The following is a 25,534-nucleotide window of genomic DNA, read 5'->3' as shown; positions in this document are numbered from 1 at the left end:
CTGGTTTTCATTAGCGCAAGTATGCGGCAATCCAGCGCCATGGGAAGGTGCAAACGCGCTTCAATTCACGCTTTGATCTGAGGCCGGGTCTGTACCGAGCGCCCACCAGCGCGGCAACAGTTGCTGAATGCGCGGTTCGGCGAAGCGGTCATCGATCAGCATCACCACGCCGCGATCCTGCCGCGTGCGGATCACTCGCCCGGCAGCCTGCACCACTTTCTGCACACCCGGATACAGATAGGTGTAATCGTAACCGGCACCGAAAATCGCCGCCATGCGCCGTTTCAACTGCTCGTTGACCGGGTTGAGCTGGGCCAGTCCCAGGGTCGCAATGAACGCGCCGATCAGCCGTGCTCCTGGCAGGTCGATGCCCTCGCCGAACGCACCGCCCAACACGGCGAAGCCGATGCCCTGACTGTCGGCGGTGAACTGATCAAGAAAGGCCTGACGCTGCCCTTCGGCCATGCCCCGGGACTGCTGCCACAGATTGATCTGCGGATGACGTTTGGCGAGCAGGGTCAGCACCTGTTGCAGGTAATCGAAGCTGCTGAAGAACGCCAGGTAATTGCCCGGACGCTCGCTGAACTGGCGGGCGATCAGCTCGACGATCGGTTCCAGCGACGCCTGCCGATGATTGAAGCGCGTGGAAATGCGGCTGACGATCTGCACCTGCAGTTGATCGGCGCTGAACGGCGATTCGACGTCGATGCATACCGTGTCGGCGGGCGTACCGAGCAGGTCGGCGTAATAGCGCCGCGGGCTCAGCGTTGCGGAAAACAGCACGCTGCTGCGCGCCGCTTTCAGGCGCGGGCCGATGAACGCTGCCGGCACCACATTGCGCAGGCACAGCTGCGACAGCGGCCGTTTGCGCTCGAGGTCACGTTTGCTGATGTCAAACAGGTAATGCTCGTCGAACAGCTCCGCTACCCGGCCGAACTGCAGCATGTCGAAGTAGAAGGTTTGCAGCGCGCTGTCGAGTCCCTGCGGATGGTCGTTGAGGTAATCGCCAATGGCCGCGCTGCACAGGGACACCGCTTGCAGCAGTTTTTCCGGAGCCTTGTCGTAGGCCTGATACGGCGCCAGTTGCGGCTGATGCAGCGCGTTCCATTCGCGGTTGACCCGTTGCAGGGATTTTTTCAGCACCTCGGGGGCCGTCTTGCGCACACTGGCCAGCGCAGCCTGATCGAGACTGGCGCTGTACATCGAACGTCCGCGCTCGACCAGGTTGTGCGCTTCATCCACCAGCACCGCGACTTTCCACTGATTGAGCTGGGCCAGACCGAACAGCAACGCACTGAAATCGAAGTAATAGTTGTAGTCCGCCACCACCACGTCGGCCCAACGGGCCATTTCCTGGCTCAGGTAGTACGGGCAAACCGTGTGCTGGCGAGCCACTTCGCGCATCGCTGCCTGATCCAGCAGATTGATCCGGCTGGCCGCTTCACGGACGGCGGGCAGGCGATCATAGAAGCCTTGGGCCAACGGGCAGGACTCGCCGTGACAGGCTTTGTCCGGGTGTTCGCAGGCCTTGTCGCGGGCGACCATCTCCAGCACCCGCAACGGCAAGCGTTCAGACTGATCGAACAACACCTGACTGGCATCCAGCGCCAGTTTGCGCCCCGGGGTCTTGGCGGTCAGGAACAACACCTTGTCCAGTTGCTGCGGCGCCAAAGCCTTGAGCATGGGGAACAGCGTGCCGAGGGTTTTACCGATCCCGGTCGGTGCCTGCGCCATCAGGCAACGGCCGGTGCTGACCGCTTTGAACACCGATTCGGCCAGATGCCGCTGGCCGGGGCGAAAGTCGGCGTGGGGAAAGCTCAATTGCTGCGCGGCCCGATTGCGCGCCTCGCGATGGGCCATTTCCTGCTCGGCCCAATTCAGGAACAACCGGCATTGTTGTTCGAAAAAGTCTTGCAAGACTGGCGCAGTGAAGGCCTCGACCAGACAGGTTTCCTTCTCGCTGACGATGTCGAAATACACCAGCGCCAGATTGATCTGCTCAAGCTCGAGCTTGCGGCACATCAGCCAGCCGTAGACTTTTGCCTGCGCCCAATGCAGCTGGCGATGGTTGGCCGGCTGCTTGCTCAGGTCACCGCGATAGGTTTTGACTTCTTCCAGACAGTTCTGCGCCGGGTCGTAGCCGTCCGCCCTGCCCCTGACTTTCAATTGCAGAAACTCGCCTTCCAGCGCCACCTCGCTCTGGTACTTGTCGCTGCGCCGCGAGGCCACGGTGCGGTGCCCGAGCATGCCTTCGAGCGCAGTCGGCGAAGGGGTAAACCGCAGGTCGAGGTCGCCGGTCTTGGCGGTGAACTCGCACAACGCGCGGACGGCAATGCTGTAGCTCAAGCGCTCTGCTCCGCCCATTGCACGTAGCACACGGCGACCGGCATCTGGTGTTGGTGGCAGAACTCCAGCCAGCGCAGTTGGTTGTCCTGCAGGCGGTCACCGGGGCCTTTGACTTCGATCATCCGGTAGGTCTTGTGCTGCGGCCAGAACTGGATCAGATCGGGCATACCGGCGCGGTTGGCCTTGATGTCGAGCAGCAGGCGATTGAACCAGTGCTTGAGATGTTCGGCCGGCAAGCACGCCAGCGCCTGCTCCAGCAGTTGCTCATTCAAGGCGCCCCAGAACACGAACGGCGACTGCACGCCCCATTTGGCGACGAAGCGCTCACGAATGGTCGCCGTATAACGGCCATCGTCGAGTTGCTCGAGGCACGCCTGGAACAGTTCGGCGCGGCGTTGCTGGAAGTCTTCGTTGAGCAGATCCACCGGCCCGCGCTGAAACGGATGAAAAAACGCCCCCGGCAGCGGCGCAAAAATCGCCGGCCAGCACAGCAGGCCGAACAGCGAGTTGATCAGGCTGTTCTCGACGTAATGCACCGGGCCGCTGTCTTCGTGCAGATGCGCCTGCACATAAAACTCCACCGACAGCGACGGATCGGTGCGCGGCAATTGCAGATCGAGGCGCTCGACCGGGCGCGGCGTTGCGCGCTTGAGCGGTGGCCCGCCGAGTTTGCGCCGCAGCCGGGGCAGCATTCGCTGCAGACTCTGCTGTTCGGCGGCGCTTTCCGGCGCCTGTTCGGCGCGAGTGGCAAGCTCCAGCGCCAGTGCGTATTCGCCGCAGCGCTCCAGCACCCGAATCATTCGCTGGCGGGCGCCGGGGTAGGCGCAATCGCGGTAAATGCTCAGCGCCAGGGCGAACTCCGTGATGCGCTCGCAATACTGGCCGATCTGGAACAGCACCTTGCCGCGCCGCCGTTGCAGCCACGGGTTGGCGAACTGCAATGCGCTGACCTGCTCGACAATGGTTTCCAACGGTTCACCGGCCTCGAAGCGTTGCTGGCACTGATGCAGGAACAGGCAGGCGTCAACGTCTTCACGGCTGCGCAGGCCACGGGAGTCGGCGCAGAACTCGACTTTTTCGTAGGTAAAGATGCCGAGGTCGGCGAGGACGAATTCCGACCAGTCCTGGTACAGGTTGCCGAAGAACATCAGGCGCAGGCGGTCACACAGGTCCATGATGGTCAGGCTGAGCAAGCGCTCGCCGAGCGTCGGCGCCCAGTCGGACAGGCTGCGCGATGCGCTGAACTGCTCGGCCAGCGCCGGCAGCCAGTCGTCCTTGCGCCCCTTGGGTTGTTCGATAAAAGCACCGAACGCTTGCAGGAGTTCGGCCTTGAGCAACACGTCGAACACTTCGGCCACGCTCAACAGAGCCTGATCGTCGAGCCAGCCGTGACTCAGCAACGGCTGCGCGGCGTCGCTGATGTCCCCGATTTCCGGGTAGTTGAGTTTGCCGAGGCGGAAATGCACGCCCTTGCGCATTACCATGCGCACCAGCAGACCCTGTGAGGCGCGTGGCAAAGCCTTGAAGTGGCGGATAAAGCCGTGCTCGGATTCGCTCATCACATCGGCATAGCGCAGCTCAAGCCAATCAAGCACTTGCCGGAAGTTGTTGAGGTAATAGAACGGATCGTCGAGCGGGTTGGCAGTCACGGGAATTCAGGGCCATGGCGAGCGAATACTGGTTATGCGTACAGATACCAGCTCTGCCCTGTCGCGTGCAAACGGAAAAAGATCAGTGGCAGCGGCAATCGGAATTTTTTCAGGGTGCCATCGAACTTTTCCCGGCTGGATGGCACCAACCGCGTTAGAGACCGAAGTCGGTCAATTGATATGGAATGAGGTATTTGAGGTGGGTATGAAGATCAAGACTCTGGGTATTCCCCTGGCGGTAGCGGCCCTGCTGGCATTGAGCGGCTGCTCGACGCCGACAGTGGTCACCTTGCAGAACGGCACCCAGTATTTGACCAAGGACATGCCGAAAACCAAGAACAAGGATGGCTTCTATGAATTCGAGGATATTTCCGGGACCAAGGTGAGAGTCCGCGGCGACGAGGTCGCGACGGTGCGCAAGGAAGACTGACCATCCTGCTGTACGTGTAGGAGCTGCCGAAGGCTCGGGCCGCGATCGGACGATCTTTTGACTTTGTTTTTCAAGATCAAAATCAAAAGATCGCAGCCTTCGGCAGCTCCTACAAGAAAAGTGTTATCCGCCTGGGTTACTCGAAAGCAGGCAGGCCCACAAGGCTGTGATCGCAACTGAAATGCTGCTCACCGCGCCGCGCCAGTTCTGCTTGCAGACGCCGGCAGCGTTCCAGATCCAGCTGGGTCATGCGGTCAATGCTCAGGTTGCCAGTGGCTTGCGCTTGTTTGCCGTCACCCGGCCGGAACGTCACGAACGGCTGTTCGGGCTGAATCTGAAACAGGCTTTTCTCTTCCACCGGTTCGACCACTTCGGTCTTTTCCGGTTTCGGCAGTTGATCGGTGCTGATCCCGTAACGGCTCAGAATCGAGGTTGGCGGCAGATCGGCCCAGGCATTGGCCGATAACAGCGCCAGTCCGACAATCCCGACATACCCCTTGAACCTTCTCACGTGTGAATCTCCTGTACTCGATGGCGGCTAGCTATAGAACGTGTGGGCACGTGCTGGCTTTAGGCCGCTTTTGCTGTTTGCACAGCTTTTGAGTCAGGGTGTGGCCATCGAGTCACTTTTGATACTGGGTTGTGGCGAGGGAGCTTGCTCCCGCTTGAGCGCGTAGCGCGCACAAAGTCTTCAGGGCCGCTTCGCGACCCAGCGGGAGCAAGCTCCCTCGCCACAGGTTACGGGTGCATCAGGCGATCACAATTCCATCGGCACTGAGGCTATTCAGCGCCACTCCAACCAGCGTCACCGAGTCAGCGCCAAACTTCAGCACCGTGTCCTGCCCCACCATCGAGGCATGCGCGCGGAAGTCGTCATTGGGCAACACGCCCTGCACGCCAAGGAACACCAGTTTGTCGTTGGACGTAAAACCCACCACCCGATCCTGACCAAACGCGCCGTTGAACAGGAACGTATCCGCCCCGCCCCCGGACTCCATCAGATCGTTGCCAGCGCCACCGACAAACACGTCGTTGCCGGCACCGCCGATCAAGTGGTCGTTGCCGTCCAGACCGAACAACCAGTCACCACTGGCATGAGCCTTCAGCGTATCGGCGCCGCTGGTGCCTTTGACGCTGGACGCGTACTGCGTGAGGTTGTTGCCGACCTTCAGGCCGCTGGCCGTCACGCTGTGGGTCACGTCGTCCTTGAACAGGCCCCAGAGGAAGCCCGGCTCCTTGGTGACGATGCTGCCGATGTCGCGGGTGATACTGATCCCGCCCTTGGCATCGCGGATGTACAGGTTGCCGGCGCCGTCGTTGGCGAAGTCGAACTTATTCACCGACTGCTGCAAGTCGAGGGTGTTGTTGCCGGCGCCGCCGAGAATGACGTTGTAGCCGCCACTGTCACGGAAGGTGTCGTTGCCGGCGCGACCTTCGAGATAATCGTTGCCGCTGCCGCCCTGGATCAGGTCGTTACTGTCGCTGCCGATGATGAACGTGCTGCCCTTGTGGGTTTCGGCGTTGCGGTTGAGATCCTGCACCCAGGTGTTGGCCCGCGCCGGGTCCGACAGGTTGGCGACGATGATCGTCGAGTCCTTGCTGGTCAGATCGTAGAACTTCGACTCGATGATCCGGTTCATGCCGTCGCCGTAAGCGGTCGGCAGATGCGAGATCCAGGTCGGGATGTTGAGGATGGAGAACGGCAACAGATTCCACGCGGTCGAGGCGTAGTGATCGTTGAAACTGACGATATTGTCGGTGGCCGATTCCTTGGGCGCGTCGTGCACGCCGACCGAGGCGCCGGTGAAAGTCGAGCCGTCGAGGGCGCGGAACACCGGATCGTTTTCGTAACCGACGTTGAGCACCTTGTCGGTGCCGCTCTGAGTGGGCGAGGCGTAGGCGATGTAGTTGGAATCGGCGAAGAACCCGCCCCACTTGCCGCCGCTGAGGTCGGCCATGCTGTTGACCGCCAGTCCGCCAAGGCTGTGGCCGCTGACTAGCACGTCCTTGCCGCTGAGGCCGTTGGCCTTGGCGAACGCCACCACGTCATTGAGCAGATTGCCGAACGCTTCGCCGACGTAATTCTTGGCGTAGTCCTTGGGACCGAAGGCTGCCAGCAGGTCGTTGATCACATCGCCGATGGAGTCGAGGATCAGGTTTTCCCGCGGGCCGCTGGTGCCGCGAAAGGCGATACCGATTTCGGTGAGATGGCCCTGGGTGTCGTACTTGCCGAGGATTTCCACTTGGGCGGTGGTGTAACCGGCCTTCTCGCCGAAGAAGGTGCCACGGGCATCGGTCTTGCCGTCGTAACCCAGTTGCGAGGCGGTGATCGGTGTCCAGCCAGCCTTTTTCACGGCGTCGAGGGCGAGTTTTTCCGAGTCGGGATTCCACGGAATACCGGGAATCACCCCTTGCGAATCAGTACCGCCGAGCAGTGCGGTCACCAACGTGGCGGGCAGGCCGAGACCGAAGCCGTTGTGCTGATAACCGGCGGCAAAGCCGTTATCGAGGTTGTGGTAGGAATACAGCGTGATCGCCATGGCATCGCTGAACAGCGCCTTGGAATCGGCTGTGCCGAAGTTCTTGTAGTCATACACACCCATTGCTATTGCCTCTCTTTTGTTGGAATTGTCAGAGATAGCTCACAGCCAGGGCGCCCCTCGCGGGCACGCCCCGGAGCATTTCAGTACTACTTGTTGCAGATCTTCCCTTGTGGGAGCGGGCTTGCTCGCGAAAGCGGCGTATCAGTTACAGCAATGTTGACTGACACGGCCCCTTCGCGAGCAAGCCCGCTCCCACTTTGGAGCTAGGCAAACACGAAAGACGAGTCCGACAGGTTAGCCACCCCAACCCCGATCAGGGTCACGGCATACTCGCCAATCTTCAGCACCGTATCGGCCCCCGACTGTGCAGCATGCTGCTTGTAGTCGTAGCCCTGCCCCGCGCCTTCGACGCCCATGAACACCAGTTTGTCGCTGCCCTGGTAGCCATTGATCGCGTCGAAACCGAACGCGCCACTGAACAGGAAGGTGTTGTTGCCACCCACCGCCGTCATCACGTCATTGCCGGCGCCGCCGACGAAGGTCACGTGGCCTTTGTCGCTGATCAGCTTGTCATCGCCGCCCAGCCCGAACAGCCAGTCACCCTCGGCACTGGCGTGCAGTGCATTGCCGTACGCATCGCCGTTGAGCGAATGGGTGTACTGGGTCAGTTCGTTGCCATTGGTCAAACCCTTGGCCGTGACGCCCCAGGTGATCTCCTTGCTGCCCCACCACGAACCCGATTCCTTGCTCACCAGCGCGCCGATGTCGCGGGTCATGCTGATACCGCCGTAGGCGTCGCGCACGTACAGCGTGCCGTCGCCGTCGTTGGCAAAGCTGAAGTTCTGCAGCGGTTTCTGCAGCTCGAAGGTGTTGTGGCCCTGACCGCCGAGGAGGATGTTGAAACCACCGTCATCACGGAACCGGTCATCGCCGCCCAGGCCTTCGAGGAAGTCGTTACCCGCCCCGCCCTTGAGCCAGTCGTTGCTCTGCGTGCCAATGATGAAAGTGCTGCCGGTGTGTGGCTCGCCACTGCGCCCCAGATCCTCGACCCAGGTCTTGCCCCGGGACGCTTCCTCAAGGTTGGAGACGATGATGGTCGAGTCCTTGTGGGTCAGGTTGTAGAACTTCGAGTCGATCACCCGATTCAAGCCATCGGCATAGCCCAACGAGCCATGGGCCGACCAGCTCAGCGGATTGGCAATGCTGAACGGCACCAGGTTCTGCGCGGTGGACGCGTAATGGTCATTGAAGTTGACGATGTTGTCGGTGGTCGACTCATGCGGCTTGTCGTGCTTGCCCATTGAGCTGCTGCTGAAGGTGGTGCCATCGAGCACACGGAACACCGGATCGTTTTCGTAACCGATGTTCAGCACGTTGTTGCCGGTGCTGCTCTGGGTCGGCGAAGCGAACGCAATGTAGTTGGCGTCCTTGAAGAACCCGCCCCAGTTGCTGGCGCTCAACTCGGCCACGCTGTTGACCCCGAGCCCGCCAAGGCTGTGACCGCTGATCAGTACATCTTTGGCGGCAATGCCGTGTGATACCGCGAACGCGGCGACAGCCTTGAGCAGATTATCGAAGGCATTTTTCGCGTAGTTGCTCGCGTAATCCGATGGCCCGATGGCGGCCAGCAGGTTGTTTTTCAAGTCGCCGAAGGTGTCGCTGAAACCGAGCCCGCCGGTACCACGAAAGGCCACACCGATACCGGTCAGCTTGCCTGTTGCGTCGTATTTGCCAAGCACTTCGGCTTCGGCGCTGGTGAAGCCATCCTTCTCGCCGAAGAACGTACCCTGCGCCCCGACCTTGCCCTGATAGCCCAGCGCTGTCGCACTGAGCGGTTTCCAGGCCGTGCCCGGCAATGCTTGCCCGGTCGGGGTGTAGGCATACAGCGTCAGCGCGATAGCGTCGCTGTACAACGCTTTGCCATCGGCATTCTTGTAATCGAACAGTCCCATGTTGTGCTCTCTCTTCCTTCAAAACCGGCAGCCCCAAGGGACTGCCGGCATTGCTTTTAGAACTGCCAGTCGAGCGTCAGACCCACACCGTGATCCTTCTCGTTGTTACCGATCAGTCCGTTATAGTCCAGGTTAACCCGGACATCGCGATTGAGCGCCAGCCCGGCGCGTACACCGACCACGGCAGCATCACGATCCATCGACACACTCTGCACGGTGAACGCGCTGTTGCCATTGGCAAACGCCAGGTGACTGTCAGCATCGACACTGCTCAGGTTGTGCTGCCAGCCCAGGGTCGCGCCCAGTTCCAGCTGATGTTTGTCCGACAGCGCGAAGGTGCGCTTGGCGCGTACGCCAAGGGTCGACAGCACCACATCGCGGTTGTCTTCAGAGCTCTTGAGCGCCGCCGCATCACCCTTCTCGGTGAAGCTGTCGGTGTTCAAGTGCACGTACGACAGATTGGCGAACGGCTCCAGATTCATCGGTTGCAGGCGCAGATCATAAGCCGCTTCGGTGAACACTTGGGTAGTCGCCGCATCGTGCTTGGTTTTCTGTTTACCGCTGACGTCACCGAATTGCAGGTCACGTTTCACATCCACGCGATGCCAGCTGTAGGCCGCACCGGCGGTCAGACGCAGCGCATCGATCTGATGCCCCAGGTACGCACCCAGGTGGTAGCTGTCGACCGAGGCCGACGAATGCGTGCCGCCGCCCATACCCAACGAGCTGTCGCTATAACCGGTAACGAAACCCAGACGCGTATCTTCAGCAATCAAGCCGTCGACGCCAGCCAGCAGCCCGCTGATGGAGCTGTTGGAGTCGGCATTTTCATGCCCACCGTCGCTCTTGCCCCACGAACCCAGGACCTTGACCCAGGCGTTGCTGCGATCGTCGGTCGGCGCATTGGCATTGAACAGATCACGCTCACGCAAACGCTCGCCCACGGCTTCACGCAGGTAGCGGCTGTCGTTGATCAGCAGCGTGCCGATGGCTGGATGGATCTCGCCGGACAGTTGCTGGAACGCTTGTTGCGCCGACGCCGCGTTCGGCGACAACAGCAGGGTTTCGAACAGCGCATTGCCCGCGCCCAGACGCTCGGCAGCCGCGCCGACCGCACGCTGGTTCGGCGTCAGACCGACACTGGCGAACGACGCGCCATTGCGCCCCACCTCCAGTTGTACGCCGCTCGCCGAGTACGCCAGGGTGCCGCCGAGGAACGCGTAATTCGGCAGCACTTGCCCGAACTGCCCTTGAATGCCACCGGCCGCTTGCAGGATGTTGAACTGCGTGCCGAGCAGGCTCTGCACTTCAGTGGTGGTCAGCAAGGTCGGGCTGTTTTCCAGCGACAGACTGACCGTGGCGCCATCGATCACCGCTTTGCCGCCGGCAACGATCTTGTCGCTGCTGGTCGGCGATACTTCTACCGCGTAGGTCGAACCCGGTTCAAAGGTCACGTCACCGGCGACGTTCAGCGTGCCGATCGAGTTGCCCGGCGCGACGGTACCGCCGCTTTTCGCGGTCAGTGCGCCGATGCGGCCGTTACCGCCGAGGATGCCGCTGTCGTTGACCGTGACCGCCGAAGCCAGCGAGCCGTTGATCGCCAGACGCCCCTGATTGACCAGGGTCGGGCCGCTGTAGGTGTTGTTGCCGGTCATCACCAGGGTGCCGATGCCCTGTTTGGTCAGGCCGCCGTGACCGGAAATGTCGTTGCGCCAGGTGTCGAGGCCGCAAGTGATGTCGGTGCACAGGCGCTCGGTCGGTTTGCCCTTGTCGATGATCGCGCCAATGCCCGGCAAGTCCGCGACGAACTGCCCGGTACCGTAGGCACCCTGGATGCGGAATTCTTCCGGGACGTCTTTCTCGGTGACGAACATCGCCGGGCCATCAATGCCCTTGCGCAGGTTGATCATGCCCCAGCCGTACAAGGCGTCGATGCCTGGTGCACCGAGGTCGGTGGCGGTAGTGCGCAACACCGTGGCGACCTGATCGCCAGTCATGTACGGGAAGCGCTCCATCAGCACCGCCATCGAGCCGGCCACGTGTGGCGCGGCCATCGAGGTGCCGTTGTAGTTGGCGTAGCCAGTGGTCAGGTTGTCAGCGTTGGTGCCGCTGATGATCGAGCTGTAGATCTGCGTCCCCGGCGCCGAGACGCAGAAGCTCGCGGTGTAGCCGCAACGCGAAGAGAACGTACTCATGATGTACGGATTGGCGCTGGCCAGGTCCGGGTTCTTCTGCAACGCAGCGACGGTGATCCAGTTTGGCGCGATGTCCGGCACGAAGTAACCGAGGCCGGCGATGGCGTCCGGGTTGTTCAGGTTGTAATCGTTACCGGCGGCGAAGATTGTCACGATACCGCTGCGGGCGGCGGCGATGGCGCCGTCGTAGGCACCGCCGGGCTTGGTGCCGAGCAGTGTGCGGATTTCGTTGAACTGCAATTGCGCGTCGTTGACGGTGAAGTGCGGATACGCCGGGTTGCGGCCACCGAGGTCGAAACGGTCGGTGATGCCGATGCCCCAGCTGTTGTTGATGATCCGCGCGCCGCTGGCGATCAGCGCATCCCAACCGGCCTTGTACACCGCGCCGTCGTTGCCACGGACGATGCCGTCTTCCGGTCCCGGGTCACCGTTGTCGGCGCTGATGATCTGCGCACCGAACGCCACCCCGTGCATCGGCCCGCCGTCACGGCTGCCGGCGGCAATACCGCCGACGTGGGTGCCGTGGGCGCCGAGCTTGCCGTTGGAACCGACCGAGGGCGAACCGTCATAGCGGAACGCGTCCCCGGCTTTGACCGGGATGTACGGGTCGGTGTATTCGCGGATCCCGCTGGTGACCAGGGTGATGACTTTGTTAGCGCCGGAAAACTCCGGGTGCGCGGCGTACACCGGCTGGTCGAAGATCCCCAGTTTCACGCCTTTACCGGTATAACCGGCGGCGTAGGCGTAATCCGCGCCGATGGCGCCCAGGCCCCAGTCAGCCTTGAATTCGGCACTGCGCCAACTGGCGGGATCGCCAGTGCGGCCGCTTTCCACATAAGGCGCCGCGTGTGCGCTGCCCCAAGTGGTCAGCGCACAAATCACGGCGCAATTAAGCGTTTTCATGGCGAAGCGACCGCCCGTTTGCGCGGGGGTTTTGTTGTTATTCATCCAGCGACCTTCCTTAGTGTTGTTGCGAAAAATCCGTGTACTTCAATCTCATGAATGCTGCTTTTTGTGGCGAGGGAGCTTGCTCCCGCTGGGGCGCGAAGCGGCCCCCTGCATGTTTCCAGTCGAACCCGGTTTGGCGAATTTGCGACTGCTGCGCAGCCGAGCGGGAGCAAGCTCCCTCGCCACAGGTATGTGCTCCTACAGGGAGACGTGTACACCGTCCGTCAAAACTGCCAATTCAGGCTCAACCCAACCCCATGGCTCTTCGCGCGATTGGCCAGTTGCCCGTTGTAATCAAGGTTGACCCGCACGTCCTTGCTCAAGGCCAGGCTGGCTTGCACACCGACCAGCGCCGCATCACGCACCAATGGCGAACTCTCGACCGAGTACGGTGTGCTGCCGCTGGCAAAGCGCAGATGTTGTTCAGATTCGATGTCGCTGAGGCTGTGCTGCCAGCCGAGATGCCCGCTCAGGTCCAGCGCCTGCTGATTCGACAGGTTGAAGCGCTTGACCGCGCGCACACCGAGCGTACTGAGCACCGCATCACGCTGGTCGCCAGAGCTTTTCAGCGCCGCCGCGTCACCCTTTTCGGTGAAGCCGTCAGTGTCCAGATGCACGTACGCGAGATTGGCGAACGGCTCCAGTGCCAGCGGTTGCAGGTTGAGCCGGTAAGCCGCTTCACCGAAGACCTGAACAGTGGTCGCATCGACCTTGGCTTTCTGTTTGGCGCTGACGTCGCCGTATTGCAGATCGCGCTTCACATCGGCGCGATGCCAGCTGTAGGCCGCGCCGGTGCTCAGGCGCCAGGCGCCGATTTCATGACCGGCGTAAGCGCCGAGGTGATAGCTGTCGACCTTGGCCGACGAGTGCGTGTCCGAGCCCATGTTCAGCGAGCTGTCGCTGTAACCGGTGACCAGACCTATGCGGGTCTGCTCGTCCAGCGCACCGTCGACACCGGCGAGCAAGCCACCGATCGAAGTGCTGTAGCGCGCCGTGTCGTTACCGGAGTCGGTCGAACCCCAGGCACCGAGGGCCTTGATCCAGCCATTGCTTTGTGAGGCGCTGGCATCGTGCAGACGTTCGCCCACCGCGTCGCGCAACTGGCGGCTGTCATTGATCAGCATCGAACCGATTGCCGGGTAGATCTCCCCACTCAGTTGCTGGAAAGCTTGCTGCGCCGAGGCGGCAGACGCTGAGAGCAGCAGGCTTTCGTACACCGAATTGCCAGCGCCCAAACCTTCGACGGCAGCCGCTACGGCGCGCTGATTCGGGGTTTGTCCGACGCTGGCAAACGATGTTGCATTGCGCTGGATGTCGAGCTGAATCGCGTTGGCCGCGTAGTCGAGGTTGCCGCCGATGAACAGGTAGTCCGGCAGCACCGCGCCGAACCGGCCCTGAATGCCGCCAGCCGCTTGCAGAATGTCGTACGAGTGGCCGAGCAGGCTGCGAGTTTCAGTGGTGCTGAGCAGAGTCGGGCTGTTTTCCAGCGACAGGCTGACCGTGGCACCGTTGATGCTCGCGACGCCGCCGGCGACGATGCGGTCGCTGCTGGTCGGTGACAGCTCCACCGCGTAGGTCGAGCCCGGGGCGAAGGTCACGTCACCGGTCACGTTCAAGGTGCCGATGGAGTTGCCGGGCGCCACACGGCCGCCGCTGTTGGCGAGCAACGCGCCGATGCGCCCGGAGCCGCCCAGGGTGCCGCTGTCGTTGACCGTCACCGCCGACGCCAGCGAACCGTTGACGCTGAGCAAGCCGCCATTGACCGTGGTCGGGCCACGGAAGGTGTTGTCGCCGGTCAGCAGCAAACGCCCTGCTCCGGACTTGATCAAACTGCCCTGATACACCCGGGTCGCCGCGGCGGCATCACGCGCCATACCGACCGCGTAGTCGGTCTGATCCTGCTGACTGGCGCCGGCCGCAATGCCGTTCTGCCAGCCCTTGTCCTGCAGGGTTTGCTGCCAGGCGCTGTGTTCGGCGAGGTCTTCGCGCTGACGCTGAATCAGTGCCTTGTCGGAGATGTCATTGCTCCAGACATCGCTTTGCCCGGCCGCCAGGTTGGCATCGAACGCGCCAAGCAACTGCCCCGGCCCGTGCATCGCCCGATTGAGGTTGGCCACGCCCCAGCCGACCCGTTCGGTGGGTGCATCGGTGACCGAGCCGTCGAGTTGCGTGGCGGTGGTCAGCAGCACTTCCAGCGCTTGCTGGTTGTTCATGTACGGGTAGCGTTCCATCACCAGCGCCAGTGCCCCGGTGGCGTGCGGCGCGGCCATCGAGGTGCCGGACTTGATCGCATAATCGCCACCCGGAATGGTGCTGTCGATCTTCGCCCCCGGTGTGGTGATGCACCAGTATTTGGCGATGCCGCACTGGTTGTATTTCTGCTGATTGCTTTGGTCCAGCCCGGAGACTGCCAGCCAGTGGCCTTCGAGATCCGGCTGAAAGTACGGCAATGCCGAGCGCACGCTGGCGTTCGGATAGCCGCTGTTGCCGGCGCTGAACACGTTGATCACGCCACGGCGCGAGACGTCCGCCGCTGCATCGAGCCAGGTGCCCTGATTCCAGTGTTGAGCATAAGCGGCATGCAGATCGGCCAGGGTGCGATAGCTGACATCCGGCGGCTGACTGCCCCAACTGTTGTTGATCGCGCGCACGCCGGCAGCGGCCAGGGCGTCGTAGGCCGCTTTGAAATAGCGCGGATCGGGTTTGGGGCCGAACAGAAAGCTGTCGTTGTTGTTGGTGTTGCCGACGTAGATTTGCGCGTTGTACGCCACGCCATGCATGCCGGTGCCATCACGACTCGCGCCCATGGTGCCGACCACGTGAGTGCCGTGGGAATCGTTGTTGGGGTTGAGGGTGCCGTTGACACTGAACAGCGAACCATCGACGTAACTGCCGGAGGCCAACACCGGGTGATAGCGGTCGCTGGCGAACTCGGGATGGGCGGCATCGAAGCCGGAGTCGAGAGCGCCGATCTTCACGCCTTTACCGGTGATGCCGGCGGCGTAGGCCTGATCCGCCTGCATCCGCGCCAGGCCCCAGTCGCGCTGGAATTCGGCGCTGCGCCAACTGGCGGGATCGCCGGGCTTGCCGGTTTCAAGGTACTGCGCGTTGGCTTGCGCAATGGAAACTGCGAGCAACAGAGTGCCGACCGCTGCCGGCTTGATGCGTACGTCCATGTTCACCACTCACTTTTCTTATGTTTTTGTTATGACCCGTTTCGCCGGGCGAGCATTTCCTGAAATATCGAGCGCGTCTCCATTCGTGGCGAGGGAGCTTGCTCCCGCTGGCGGCGCAGCAGCGCAAAATCCGGTGAGCGCTGCGCACTCAAGCGGGAGCAAGCTCCCTCGCCACAAGTTCAGTGCCAAGCATTAACGCGGGTTGCTTTTCGGGCCTTGTCCGAAGGCCTCATCCACCCGCGCCAGATCCTGTTCGTTCAAGGTCCCCGCGTAGTAATGCAGCTTGGTCCAGGCCATCAAGTAGTCGTAGCGTGCCTGAGCCAGATCGCGGCGGGTGGTAAATAGTTGTTGTTCGGCATTCAACGCATCGAGATTGGTCCGCTCACCGCCGAGAATGCTTTGCTTGGTCGACACCACCAGCGCTTCAGCCGAGGCCAAGGCCTTCTGGTACGCGCGCAGCTTGTTGACACCCGACAGGCAGGCGCTGAACTGGCGGCGCAATTCGATCAAGGTTTCGCGGGTCTTGCCGTCGAGTTCGTATTCCGCCTGCTCCATGGTGCGGCTTGCCTGACGGGTCGAAGCCGATACCCCGCCACCGGCATACAGCGGCACGTTGACTTCAAAACCGATGGTATTGGTGTCATAGCGCTGGTTATAGGTGTTGCCGCTGTCCGATTCAGTCTGGCGGATCGAAGCATAGGCACTGACTTTCGGCATGTGCCCGGCGCGGTTGCGCTCCACTTCGTACTTGGCCACTTCAACCGCCTGACGCTGCGACGCCAGGTTCGGGTTGTTGCTGATCGCCAGTTCGTGCCAGGTGTCGTAGTTGGCCGGCATCAGGGCGAACGTCTGGAAATTCTGATCCAGTGGCGCCAGCTCGCTGATGTCCACCGTCGGCACGCCGACCAGCGCACCCAGCTCACGCAGCGCCGCGTCCTGCTCATTGCGCGCCTCGATCTCTTCGGCGGTCGCCAGTTCATAGCGCGACTCGGCTTCCAGAATGTCGGTGCGCGTGCCCTCGCCCTGCTTGAACATGTGTTCGTTCTGCTGGAACTGCTGCTCGTAGGCTTTCTTCTTGGCCTGGGCGATGTCGATCTGATCCTGGGCGAACAAGGCTTTGGTGTAGTTATCCAGCACCCGCACCAACAGCTCCTGACTCTTGCCGCGAAACGCCTCGTCGGCGAACAGCGACTGGGCCACGCCTTTGCGATATGCCGCATAGGCTTCGTAGTCGAGCAACGGTTGCTGCAAGGTCAGAGTCGAGCCGTAGCTGTTGTAGTTGCGGTCTTCGGTGAGGTTGCCGCGGTTGGTCAGTTGCGTGGCCTTGGAGGTGTTATGACCACGGTTGTAGTTGTAACCCAGTCTCGGCAATAGCCCGGCGCGGCCGATGATGCGGTTTTCCAGGCCCGCGTCGCGCTCCTTGATCGCGCCGAGGAACACCGGGTCGTTGCGCAATGCCTGCTCGTAGATCTCGAATGGCCCCATGGCCGCCAGCGCGCTGTTTCCTGCGAGCAGCGCGAACGCTGCTCCCAACATCGAAAGCTTATTCATACAGCCGAACATCCTTATTCTTCGGTCAACGCGGAGCCGGCCCGATCGAGCAGCGGTTTGAACAGGTAGTTGAGCAGTGAGCGTTCGCCAGTGCGCACGAACATTTCCGCCGGCATACCGGGCTTGATCACCAGACCGTGAAGCTTCTCCATGGCCTGATCACTGACGCTGCTGCGCAACACGTAGTACGGCACGCCGGTTTTCTCGTCGACCATCTGGTCGGCGGAAATCAGACTGACCTCACCCGGCACACGCGGGGTCTTGCTCTGGTTGAACGCGGTGAAGAGGATATCGACCGGCAGATGCGTGCCGACCTTGTCGATCAGGTTGATCGGCAAGTGCCCTTCGACTTCCAGGGTGGTGCCTTGCGGGACGATCTCCAGCAGGGTTTCGCCCTGACGCACCACGGCGCCTTCGGTGTGCACGCCGAGGTTGACCGCCACACCATCGGCGGTGGCAAGGATCTCGCTGTGTTGCAGGTCGAAACCGGCAGAAGTCAGTTGTTCGGACAGGGTCACGCTTTTCAGCTGCGCGTCGGCCAGTTGCGTGCGCACTTCCTTCTGGTATTCCTCGCCATGCTGTTGCAGCTTCAGACGCGACTCGAGGATGCCCTGCTCGACCCGGCCGCTTTCACCGGTGTTTTCCGCCAGTTGCTGCTGCACTTGCGACAGCTGCCGCTGGTACTCCATCAAACGGTTGCGCGGGATGTAGCCGTTGTCCGCCAGCGGTTGCAGGTTGCTCAATTGCTGTTGCAGCGAATCGGCCTGGGCATTGAGGTCGGTGCGCGCGCGTCGCATGCCCGCCAGTTGCGCGGTGGCACCTTCGATGCTGGCGCGCAGCCCGGCCTGCTCGCGGTAGAACGCTTCGCGGCGGCTGCTGAACAGTTGACGCTGACCTTCCAGCACCAGTGCCAGACGCGGGTCCGGGTCGTTGCTCAGCTCGGCAGGAAAGGTGATCTCTTTAAGGTTGTCGCGTTCGGCCTGCCAGCGCGCGAGGCTGGCCCACGCCATGCGGTATTGCGCCTGCAGCGACTGCACGTCGGCGGCGACCTGGGTCTGATCGAGGCGAAACAACGGTTGCCCCTGCTTCACGATTTCGCCTTCACGTACCAGAATCCGGCTGACCACGCCGCTGCTCATCGACTGCACAGCCTTGCGCTTGCCCGACACCACCACGGTGCCCTGCACCGGAATGCCTTGATCCAGCGGCGCCAGTGCGGCCCAGGTGAAGAAACTGCCGGCGCCGACGATGGCCAGAATCCAGCCCATGCGCGCGAAGAATTTCGCATCGCGCTCCGGGCGCTCGGTGACGTACGCGTGTTCCATGGAGGCTTCGTTTTCAGTGTTCATGCTGGCGCTGCTCATACACCCGAATTCCTTGTCGTGGGCTGGTACTGCCGGCTCATGCTGAGCCCGCCCGGTGCCTGCGCAGATTTTTCCCGTTGTTGTTCCTGGGCGCCGGACAGCGCCTTGAGGACATCCTGACTGTTGCCGAACGCCTGCAAACGACCATCGTTGAGCACCAGCAACTTGTCGGCCTGGGCCAGTACCGAAGAGCGGTGCGTGACCAGCACCACGGTGGTGCCCTTGGCCTTGAGCTGGGCGATGGCGCTGGCCAGCGCGGCTTCGCCAACGGTATCGAGGTTGGAGTTCGGCTCATCGAGCACGACCAGACTCGGATCGCCATACATGGCCCGAGCCAGAGCGACGCGCTGCTTCTGACCACCGGACAGGCCGCTGCCGTCCTCCCCCAGTTGCGTGTCGTAGCCTTGGGGCATACGCAGAATCATCTCGTGGACACCGGCCTGTTGCGCGGCGGCCACGACTTTTTCCGGGTTGGCTTCGCTGAAACGGGCGATGTTCTCGGCGATGCTGCCGCTGAACAGTTCGATGTCTTGTGGCAGGTAACCGATGTATGGGCCGAGTTCATCGCGGTTCCAGCGGTGGATATCCGCACCGTCCAGGCGCACAGTCCCGCCAAGGGTCGGCCACACGCCGACCAGCACCCGGGCCAGGGTCGACTTGCCGGAACCAGAGGCGCCGAGCACGCCCAGCACTTCGCCCGCGCCGATGCTGAAGTTGACCATCTGCAGGGTCGCCGCGCGCTGCCCCGGAGGGCCGGCACTGACTTGCTCAAAGGCAATCTGGCCTTTTGGCGCCGGCAACGCCATGGCGTCATCGCTCGGCGGGAACGCCTGCAGCAACGAGTCCAGACGACGGTAGGCCAGCTTCGCCCCGCTCCACTGTTTCCACACGGCGATCAACTGGTCGATCGGGCTCAGCACCCGGCCCATCAGGATCGAACCGGCGATCATCATCCCGGCGGTCATGTCGCCCTTGATCACCAGCAACGCACCCAGGCCGAGCACCAGCGATTGCAGGCACAGACGCAGGGTCTTACTGATCGAGCTGATTACCGCGCCAGTGTCGCTGGCCTGATTCTGCAGGCCAAGGAAGCGCGAATGCACACCAAACCAGCGCTTGCGCAGCGCGCCAAGCATGCCCATGGCCTGAATGGTTTCGGCGTTATGCAGGTGGCTGGTCGCCAGTTGGCTGGACTTCTGCGAGTAACCGGCAGCTTCGCCCAGCGGCTTCCTGGTCATGTATTCGTTGAGGCACGCCAGCGCGATCAGCAGCAGCGCCCCAGCGGTGGCGAGCACGCCCAGCCAGACGTTGAACAGGTAGATGACGAACAGATAGACCGGGAACCAAGGTGCGTCGAAAAACGCAAACAGCGCCGGCCCGGTGACGAATTGGCGAATATGGGTCAGGTCGCCCAGCGATTGCCCGGCATTCCCCTCGCCCTTGAACAGGTTGCGCTCGAACGCCGCCTGATAGACCCGCAGGTTGAAGCGGCGCTCCAGTTGGCTGCCGATACGGATCACGATGAAACTGCGCACTACCTCCAGCATGCCGATGAACGCAAAGAATCCAACGACCATCAAGGACAGCATCGCCAGGGTGGTTTCGTTCTGCGAAGACAGTACGCGGTCGTAGACCTGCAGCATATAAATCGAGGGCACCAGCATCAGCACGTTAATCAGTGCAGTAAAGCACCCGACGCTGATCAGAATGCCTTTATAGTCACCCAAAGCCTTGAATAAGGGAGCGGTGGCTGGGGCCTTCGCCATCTTCATTGAATATTCCTGAAATTATTCCCCGCCATTCTTTGACGAGGCGCTTCCATTAATTATCCGCGCACATGCCGGACTAGTTCTTGCAACTTTCACTGACACTTCAATAACAACTTCCGTCATTTAAACGGCCATTCGTTGTATTGAGCTGTTGCTTATAACTGCAACGCACAACCTTATATGCAACTGCTCAGTCGGTGGCGCTGTTCACGGCTGCGGCGTATGGCGCGTGAGCGTAATCACCAGCCCCGACTTCAAAGTGCTCAGATAAAGCCCATCACGTTGTCGGCTGAAGAATTGGATTCTTGAACCTTCCTTGCCGGTAATCGACAGGCCGTCCGGATCAGGAAACCAGCCGATCGGCGCTTGCTCAAGCCATGCCCCCAGGCATTCGGCGCCCTTGCCCAGCGTCTGGTTCGGTTCAAGATCGATCAGGCAGGTGTTCGACGGTTTGTCTTGCAATGCCTGCGCCTGCAGGGAGTCATCAGGCGCAGTCAATACAGCCTGCCATTGCCCGGCAAAAACCGATGGATCTTCAAGTCTGAGGCTGCTTGCCATGGTTGTTTCTCCAGAAATCATGATGAACGCCGCCGAAAGCCACGCCATTGCCTTGTAGGTAAAAGCTTTATAGATCATGAGAATATTCGCTCCGGCACGTAGCCTTGCCCAGCAGCCAGGACGATGCAAGTAAAGAAAGCGGCGCATTGAGCGCCGCTTTCCCGTTTCACATCACGCCACGATGTCGCTGGTCGCTGCCTGGCCAACGGTGCTGACCTGGAAGTCCGCCACGCCGTGCCCGGAGAAGTCCACCGACAACAGGCTGTTGCCGCCCGACGAAGTCAGGATCGCGTCGCCGGCTGCACCGGTGAAGCTGTTGACGAAGTGCAGGCCGGAACCGCCGGTGATGGCGCTCAGGTCGATTTTGTCCAGACCGCTGACGAAATCGAGGATCTGATCGATGGCACCCGGTTTGGAGTCGGAGCTGGCTGCGAACACAAAGGTGTCCGAACCTGCGCCGCCCCACAGTTTGTCCGCACCACCGGCGCCGTAGATGATGTCGTTGCCGGCACCGCCCTTCAGCTCGTTGGACACACTGTTACCGATCAGCAGATCGTTGCCCGAACCGCCGATGGCGTTTTCGATGGTCACGCCCTTGGCGATGGACACGTTCCCCACCATGCCGCCAACGTCGGAGAACGAGGCTTCATTGAGGTTGATCTTCTGGTTCTGAGTGAAACCCGAGAAGTCGAAGGTGTCCTTGCCGCCCGCGTCCCACACCGAGAACACCAGCTTGTCGCTCGACGACGAGGCGCTGAGGAAATCGCGCCCGGCGTTGGAGTTGAAGCCGTAGGTGGTGTCACCGGCACGGGTGCTCATATTGGCGCCGTACAGCTTCTGGATCGCCGCAATGTCATCCATCAGCGGGCCGGAGGCATAGGCTTCCACACCGCCCTTGCTGAAGTTCTGGGCGGTGTTGCTTTCGCTCCAGTAGCTCATGAGGCTGTAACCGCGGGTGTCCTGACCGTAGGACGCATCCTTGTAGGTCGGGTTGCCTTCGCCGGCGTTATAGTCGCCAGGGTGAGACAGCCCCAATGTGTGGCCGATTTCGTGCGTCAGGGTTTGACGCCCGTAATTGTTCACCCCCGGGGTTTTGTTGACATCGTAGCCACTGCCGGTCAGGTACCAGGATTGACCGTCATAGCCAGGCTCGGTGCCTGGCAGGAAAGCAAACGCCGCCGCGCCTTCCTGACCACCGCTGTAGTTACCGAATGTCATGTGACCGTCGCCACCTTTGGCAGCCTCGGTAAACGTGACATTGGCAACGTCAGCCCAGGATTGCATGGCGAGCACGGCCTGAGCTTTTTGCAGGGCACTGAACTGACTGAAACCGGTGACGCCCAAGCCGCTGAAGTTGGCGGTTTTGGCGGTCAGAAAGGTGTAAGTCAGTTCGATCTTGCCGCTGTTATCGAGATCGTGCCAGGAAGCACCGTCTCGCAACAGTTGAGTAGCGGCTTGATCCACCGAGAAGGAGGGTTTGCCATTGACCGTGAGGTTGCCGCCACGATCGTACTGATGGCTGAAGCTATTGATCTGGTTCCAGGCGGAGCTGGATGCAGCCAGAGACTGCGCTGCGCCGACAGGTACGAATGTATCTGCGGTGATATCAATAGCGTTAGCTTTTACTTTCGACATAAACACACTTCCTTGTTTAGCAATGGAACAGTTTTTGTCAGATAGCGACAATCCCTGGCGAGATCGTCCTATCACTCGCCCAATGAAGGCGTAAGAAACCTGACACAATTTGAAATCTGTCGTCTAGCGTTTTTTTGAGATCAAATTGAACTGTTGCGTAAAACTGCCGAAAACAAAGCCTGCGGGGTCGAAAGATTGTTTTACCGGGCATCACCACGCCCAATTGTCTGACGATTTTCTATTTAAATATTAAATATTGGTAAGTTGTTTTTTGTTAGACGCGTCTCACTTTCCTGCACTCTATTAGTGCGATGCCAGTGTATTGATATCAAATAAAATGCTGCGCTGAAAACACATTGTGGGAGCGGGCTTGCTCGCGAATGCGGCTTATCAATCAACATAATTGCTGACTGAACGGACGCATTCGCGAGCAAGCCCGCTCCCACAGGAATGAAGTGAATCAGCTACCCGTTCGAATCTTGTTCCACACCCGCGTACGAATCCGGTCGATGTTCAGCGGCATCGCTTCCAGCGCGAACAGCTTGCCCATCATCTCCGGGCTCGGATAGACCTTGGTGTCGCTCTTGATAGCGGGGTCGATCAGACTGTCAGCCTGCTCGTTGCCGTTGGCGTAGTGCACGTAATTGCTGATGCCGGCCATCACGTCCGGTCGCAGCAGGTAGTTCATGAACGCGTAACCGGCCTTCTCGTCCGGCGCATCGGCCGGCATGGCCACCATGTCGAACCAGATCGCCGCGCCTTCCTTGGGAATCGCGTAACCGATGTCGATGCCGTTCTTCGCTTCCTTGGCGCGGTTTTCCGCTTGCAGGATGTCGCCGGAGAAGCCGACCGCCACGCAGATGTCACCGTTGGCCAGGTCACTGGTGTATTTCGAGGAATGGAAGTAGCTGACATACGGCCGCACTTTCATCAGCAGCGCTTCAGCTTTCTTGTAGTCCTCGGGGTTCTTGCTGTGGGGCGGCAAACCCAGATAGTTGAGCGCCGCCGGCAGCAGTTCCGGGCCGTTATCGAGGATCGCCACACCGCACTTCTGCAGTTTTTCCATGTACTCGGGCTTGAAGATCAGATCCCAGGAGTCCACTGGCGCGTTGTCACCCAGCACCGCTTTGACCTTGGCGATGTTGTAGCCGATACCCGTGCTGCCCCACAGGTAAGGAAAGCCGTGCTCGTTGTTCGGATCGTTGACCTGCAAGGCCTTGAGCAATACCGGGTTGAGGTTCTTCCAGTTCGGCAACTGGCTCTTGTCGAGTTTCTTCAGCGCCCCGCCCTGGATCTGCCGGGCCATGAAGTGGTTGGACGGGAATACCACGTCATAACCGGATTTGCCGGTCATCAACTTGCCGTCGAGGGTTTCGTTGCTGTCGTAGACGTCATAGGTGACGCCGATGCCGGTGTCTTTCTGGAAGCTTTTCGTGGTGTCCGGCGCGATGTAATCGGACCAGTTGTAAACCTTGACCGTTTCGGCGGCATGGCTGATGGAGGCGGCCAGCAGCAGCGGCGCCAGAGCGAGGGTTTTCTGGATCATGAGGTGATTCCTGTAGTGGCTATTTTTGTTGGCAGGCAATCAAAGGATCAAACAATCAGAAAATCAGCACGTAGGTCTTGCGCACGGTCTCCTGGATATCCCAGATGCCGAGCGTATTGGCCGGCAACATCAGTGCGTCGCCACCTTGTATGTGCAGGGTTGCGCCGCCGTCGTCCGGGGTGAACGTGCAACGCCCGGAAATGAAATGGCAGAATTCCTGCGCGGTGATCTGCCGGCGCCAGCGCCCCGGGGTGCATTCCCAGACGCCGGTTTCGACGCCGTCGTCGCGTTCGACGCTGGTGGTCGAGGCAATGGCGACCGGCTCACCGAGTGGCACGGCGACCGGGTTGGACTCGTCCAGTTGCAGAGTGGCGGTGTTCTTGAACTGCGTAATGCTCATGGGGGGACCTGTCTTTTGAAGAAAACGGCGGTTAGTGCATGAAACCTTCCATGAAACCCGCGACCTGGCTGGCAAGCTTGCGCCGCCACGGTGCAGTGGCCGGGTTGGCCAGGGTCTGGTCTTCGTGGACAAAACTTTTGATGATCGCGTTGTAGCCAAGCCAGCGGCACGGCTCCGGTTCCCAGGCGCGCAGCGCATGTATCCCGCCATCCGGCAGCACCCACGGCTGATGCACCAGTTCGGTGTCACGCTCCAGAATCAGATCGGCCAGGGTGCGGCCGCCAAGGTTGCTGGCACCGACACCCTCCCCGCCATAACCGCCGGACAGCGCGATGCCATTGGCGCGATCGCAGAGCATGTGCGGCTTGAAATGCCGCGACATGCCGAGGTTGCCGCCCCAGGCGTGGGTGATCTGTACGTTTTTCAGTTGCGGGAACAATTCGCCGAACAGATAGCGGCGCAGCTCGACTTCATCGCGGGTCAGATCGAAGTTATGCCGCAGCTTGCCGGCGAACTGGTAACCACCGCGGGCGCCAAAGATCAGGCGGTTATCAGCACTGCGCTGGCCGTAGGTGACCTGGCGGCTGAACTCGCTGAAGGCCTGGCCACGGTTGAGGCCGATTTCATCCCAGGTCGCTGCCGACAACGGTTCGGTGGCGACAATCAGGCTTTGCACCGGCAACTGATAGCGGCCCAGCGGCGGCAACGTCACCGAATAACCTTCGACGGCTGGCACGATCCAGCGACTGCGCACACTGGCCTTGGCCGTGCGCAGGCTGCCGGACTGCCAGTGCGTGACCGGGCTGTTTTCGTAGATCTTCACGCCCATGTTCTGCACGGTGCGCGCCAGACCGCGCACCAGTTTCGCCGGGTGAATGGTCGCCACATGCGGCGCATAGATGCCGCCGTAGGGTTTTGCCACACGAATCTGTTGCGCCAGTTGCTCGGGGCTGAGCCAGCGATAATCGTTGTCGGTCAGGCCCTGAGCATGCAGTTTGTCGAGGTATTCACGCAGGCTGGTTTCCTGCTCCGGATAGCGTGCGGCGCAGTACAGCACCCCGCCTTTGCGGTAATCGCAGTCGATGCCCTCACGTTCGAGCACAACTTCCACTTCATCGGGGATGCTGTGCAGCAGATCGAACGAAGCGCGGCGTTGTTGTGGCGAGAGCCCGGCAAGCAGTCGATCCTCGCCCAGCAGGTTGCCCATCAGCCAGCCGCCATTGCGCCCGGACGCACCGAAACCGGCGGTTTGCGCCTCGACGATGGCGATATCCAGACCGGGAGCGAGTTTTTTCAGGTAGTACGCGGTCCACAGCCCGGTATAACCGGCGCCGATGATTGCAACGTCGACATCCAGATCCCGCTCCAGCGCTGGCCGCGCGGTTAGCGGCTCGTCGAGTTGATCCATCCACAAACTGATAGTGCGCCACGCCGGCATGCAAGACTCCGCCACTGAAAACCTTCGATGGCGC

The 25,534-nt window shown here is 61.1% G+C and carries 16 protein-coding genes; 1 reads left to right on the top strand and 15 read right to left on the bottom strand.

Going from position 1 to position 25,534, the window contains the following annotated elements:
- Positions 1–60 precede the first annotated feature (60 nt).
- On the bottom strand, positions 61–2,346 hold the full coding sequence (locus AC27VU_RS00590) for an ATP-dependent DNA helicase (protein WP_488723141.1): 2,286 nt from the start codon (positions 2,344–2,346) through the stop codon (positions 61–63).
- Positions 2,343–3,995, bottom strand: a complete 1,653-nt coding sequence (locus AC27VU_RS00585) for a VRR-NUC domain-containing protein (RefSeq protein WP_488723140.1) — start codon at positions 3,993–3,995, stop codon at positions 2,343–2,345. Before AC27VU_RS00585 ends, AC27VU_RS00590 begins: the two co-directional genes overlap by 4 nt.
- Positions 3,996–4,200: 205 nt before the next feature.
- Here AC27VU_RS00585 and AC27VU_RS00580 point away from each other — a divergent pair, with 205 nt between their 5' ends.
- Positions 4,201–4,425: a YgdI/YgdR family lipoprotein gene (locus AC27VU_RS00580; protein ID WP_103483478.1), complete on the top strand. Its 225-nt coding sequence runs from the start codon at positions 4,201–4,203 to the stop codon at positions 4,423–4,425.
- A 136-nt stretch (positions 4,426–4,561) separates the two neighbouring features.
- On the opposite strand, the gene AC27VU_RS00575 is transcribed toward AC27VU_RS00580, so the two are convergent.
- The 13 genes from AC27VU_RS00575 to AC27VU_RS00515 all read right to left on the bottom strand — a co-directional run bounded on the left by AC27VU_RS00575 (position 4,562) and on the right by AC27VU_RS00515 (position 25,500).
- On the bottom strand, positions 4,562–4,936 hold the full coding sequence (locus tag AC27VU_RS00575) for a hypothetical protein (RefSeq protein WP_103483479.1): 375 nt from the start codon (positions 4,934–4,936) through the stop codon (positions 4,562–4,564).
- 238 nt (positions 4,937–5,174) lie between these two features.
- Positions 5,175–7,028 (bottom strand): polyurethane esterase, encoded by a 1,854-nt coding sequence (locus tag AC27VU_RS00570; RefSeq protein WP_488723139.1) that lies wholly within the window; start codon positions 7,026–7,028, stop codon positions 5,175–5,177.
- Positions 7,029–7,231: 203 nt separating this feature from the next.
- Entirely contained in the window at positions 7,232–8,920 is a 1,689-nt protein-coding gene (locus tag AC27VU_RS00565) for a polyurethane esterase (RefSeq protein WP_488723138.1), read from the bottom strand.
- A 56-nt stretch (positions 8,921–8,976) separates the two neighbouring features.
- The gene (locus tag AC27VU_RS00560) at positions 8,977–12,063 is read right to left on the bottom strand and encodes an autotransporter domain-containing protein (RefSeq protein WP_488723137.1); all 3,087 of its coding nucleotides are present in this window, start codon (positions 12,061–12,063) and stop codon (positions 8,977–8,979) included.
- A gap of 224 nt (positions 12,064–12,287) precedes the next feature.
- On the bottom strand, positions 12,288–15,239 hold the full coding sequence (gene eprS / locus AC27VU_RS00555; RefSeq protein WP_488723136.1) for an autotransporter serine peptidase EprS: 2,952 nt from the start codon (positions 15,237–15,239) through the stop codon (positions 12,288–12,290).
- Positions 15,240–15,431: 192 nt separating this feature from the next.
- On the bottom strand, positions 15,432–16,802 hold the full coding sequence (locus AC27VU_RS00550; protein ID WP_488723135.1) for a TolC family outer membrane protein: 1,371 nt from the start codon (positions 16,800–16,802) through the stop codon (positions 15,432–15,434).
- A 2-nt stretch (positions 16,803–16,804) separates the two neighbouring features.
- Positions 16,805–18,154 (bottom strand): HlyD family type I secretion periplasmic adaptor subunit, encoded by a 1,350-nt coding sequence (locus AC27VU_RS00545; RefSeq protein WP_003225006.1) that lies wholly within the window; start codon positions 18,152–18,154, stop codon positions 16,805–16,807.
- Positions 18,151–19,926 carry a type I secretion system permease/ATPase gene (locus AC27VU_RS00540; RefSeq protein WP_488723134.1) on the bottom strand — a complete coding sequence of 592 codons (1,776 nt, stop codon included), beginning with the start codon at positions 19,924–19,926 and terminating at the stop codon, positions 18,151–18,153. Before AC27VU_RS00540 ends, AC27VU_RS00545 begins: the two co-directional genes overlap by 4 nt.
- Positions 19,927–20,130: 204 nt before the next feature.
- A complete protein-coding gene (locus AC27VU_RS00535) occupies positions 20,131–20,559 on the bottom strand; it encodes an AprI/Inh family metalloprotease inhibitor (protein ID WP_488723133.1) in 429 nt (142 codons plus the stop codon).
- Between the two features lie 93 nt (positions 20,560–20,652).
- Positions 20,653–22,116 (bottom strand): serralysin family metalloprotease, encoded by a 1,464-nt coding sequence (locus tag AC27VU_RS00530; RefSeq protein WP_488723132.1) that lies wholly within the window; start codon positions 22,114–22,116, stop codon positions 20,653–20,655.
- A gap of 460 nt (positions 22,117–22,576) precedes the next feature.
- On the bottom strand, positions 22,577–23,662 hold the full coding sequence (locus AC27VU_RS00525) for a polyamine ABC transporter substrate-binding protein (RefSeq protein WP_103483487.1): 1,086 nt from the start codon (positions 23,660–23,662) through the stop codon (positions 22,577–22,579).
- Positions 23,663–23,717: 55 nt separating this feature from the next.
- Positions 23,718–24,062: a cupin domain-containing protein gene (locus AC27VU_RS00520; protein WP_003225018.1), complete on the bottom strand. Its 345-nt coding sequence runs from the start codon at positions 24,060–24,062 to the stop codon at positions 23,718–23,720.
- A 31-nt stretch (positions 24,063–24,093) separates the two neighbouring features.
- On the bottom strand, positions 24,094–25,500 hold the full coding sequence (locus AC27VU_RS00515) for an NAD(P)/FAD-dependent oxidoreductase (protein ID WP_103483489.1): 1,407 nt from the start codon (positions 25,498–25,500) through the stop codon (positions 24,094–24,096).
- Between the last annotated feature and the right edge of the window lie 34 nt (positions 25,501–25,534).

The sequence above is a fragment of the Pseudomonas sp. 14P5.3.2 genome (assembly GCF_057799175.1).
Note: the sequence above shows the minus strand (reverse complement) of the source record. Positions and strands in the feature narration are given on the sequence as shown.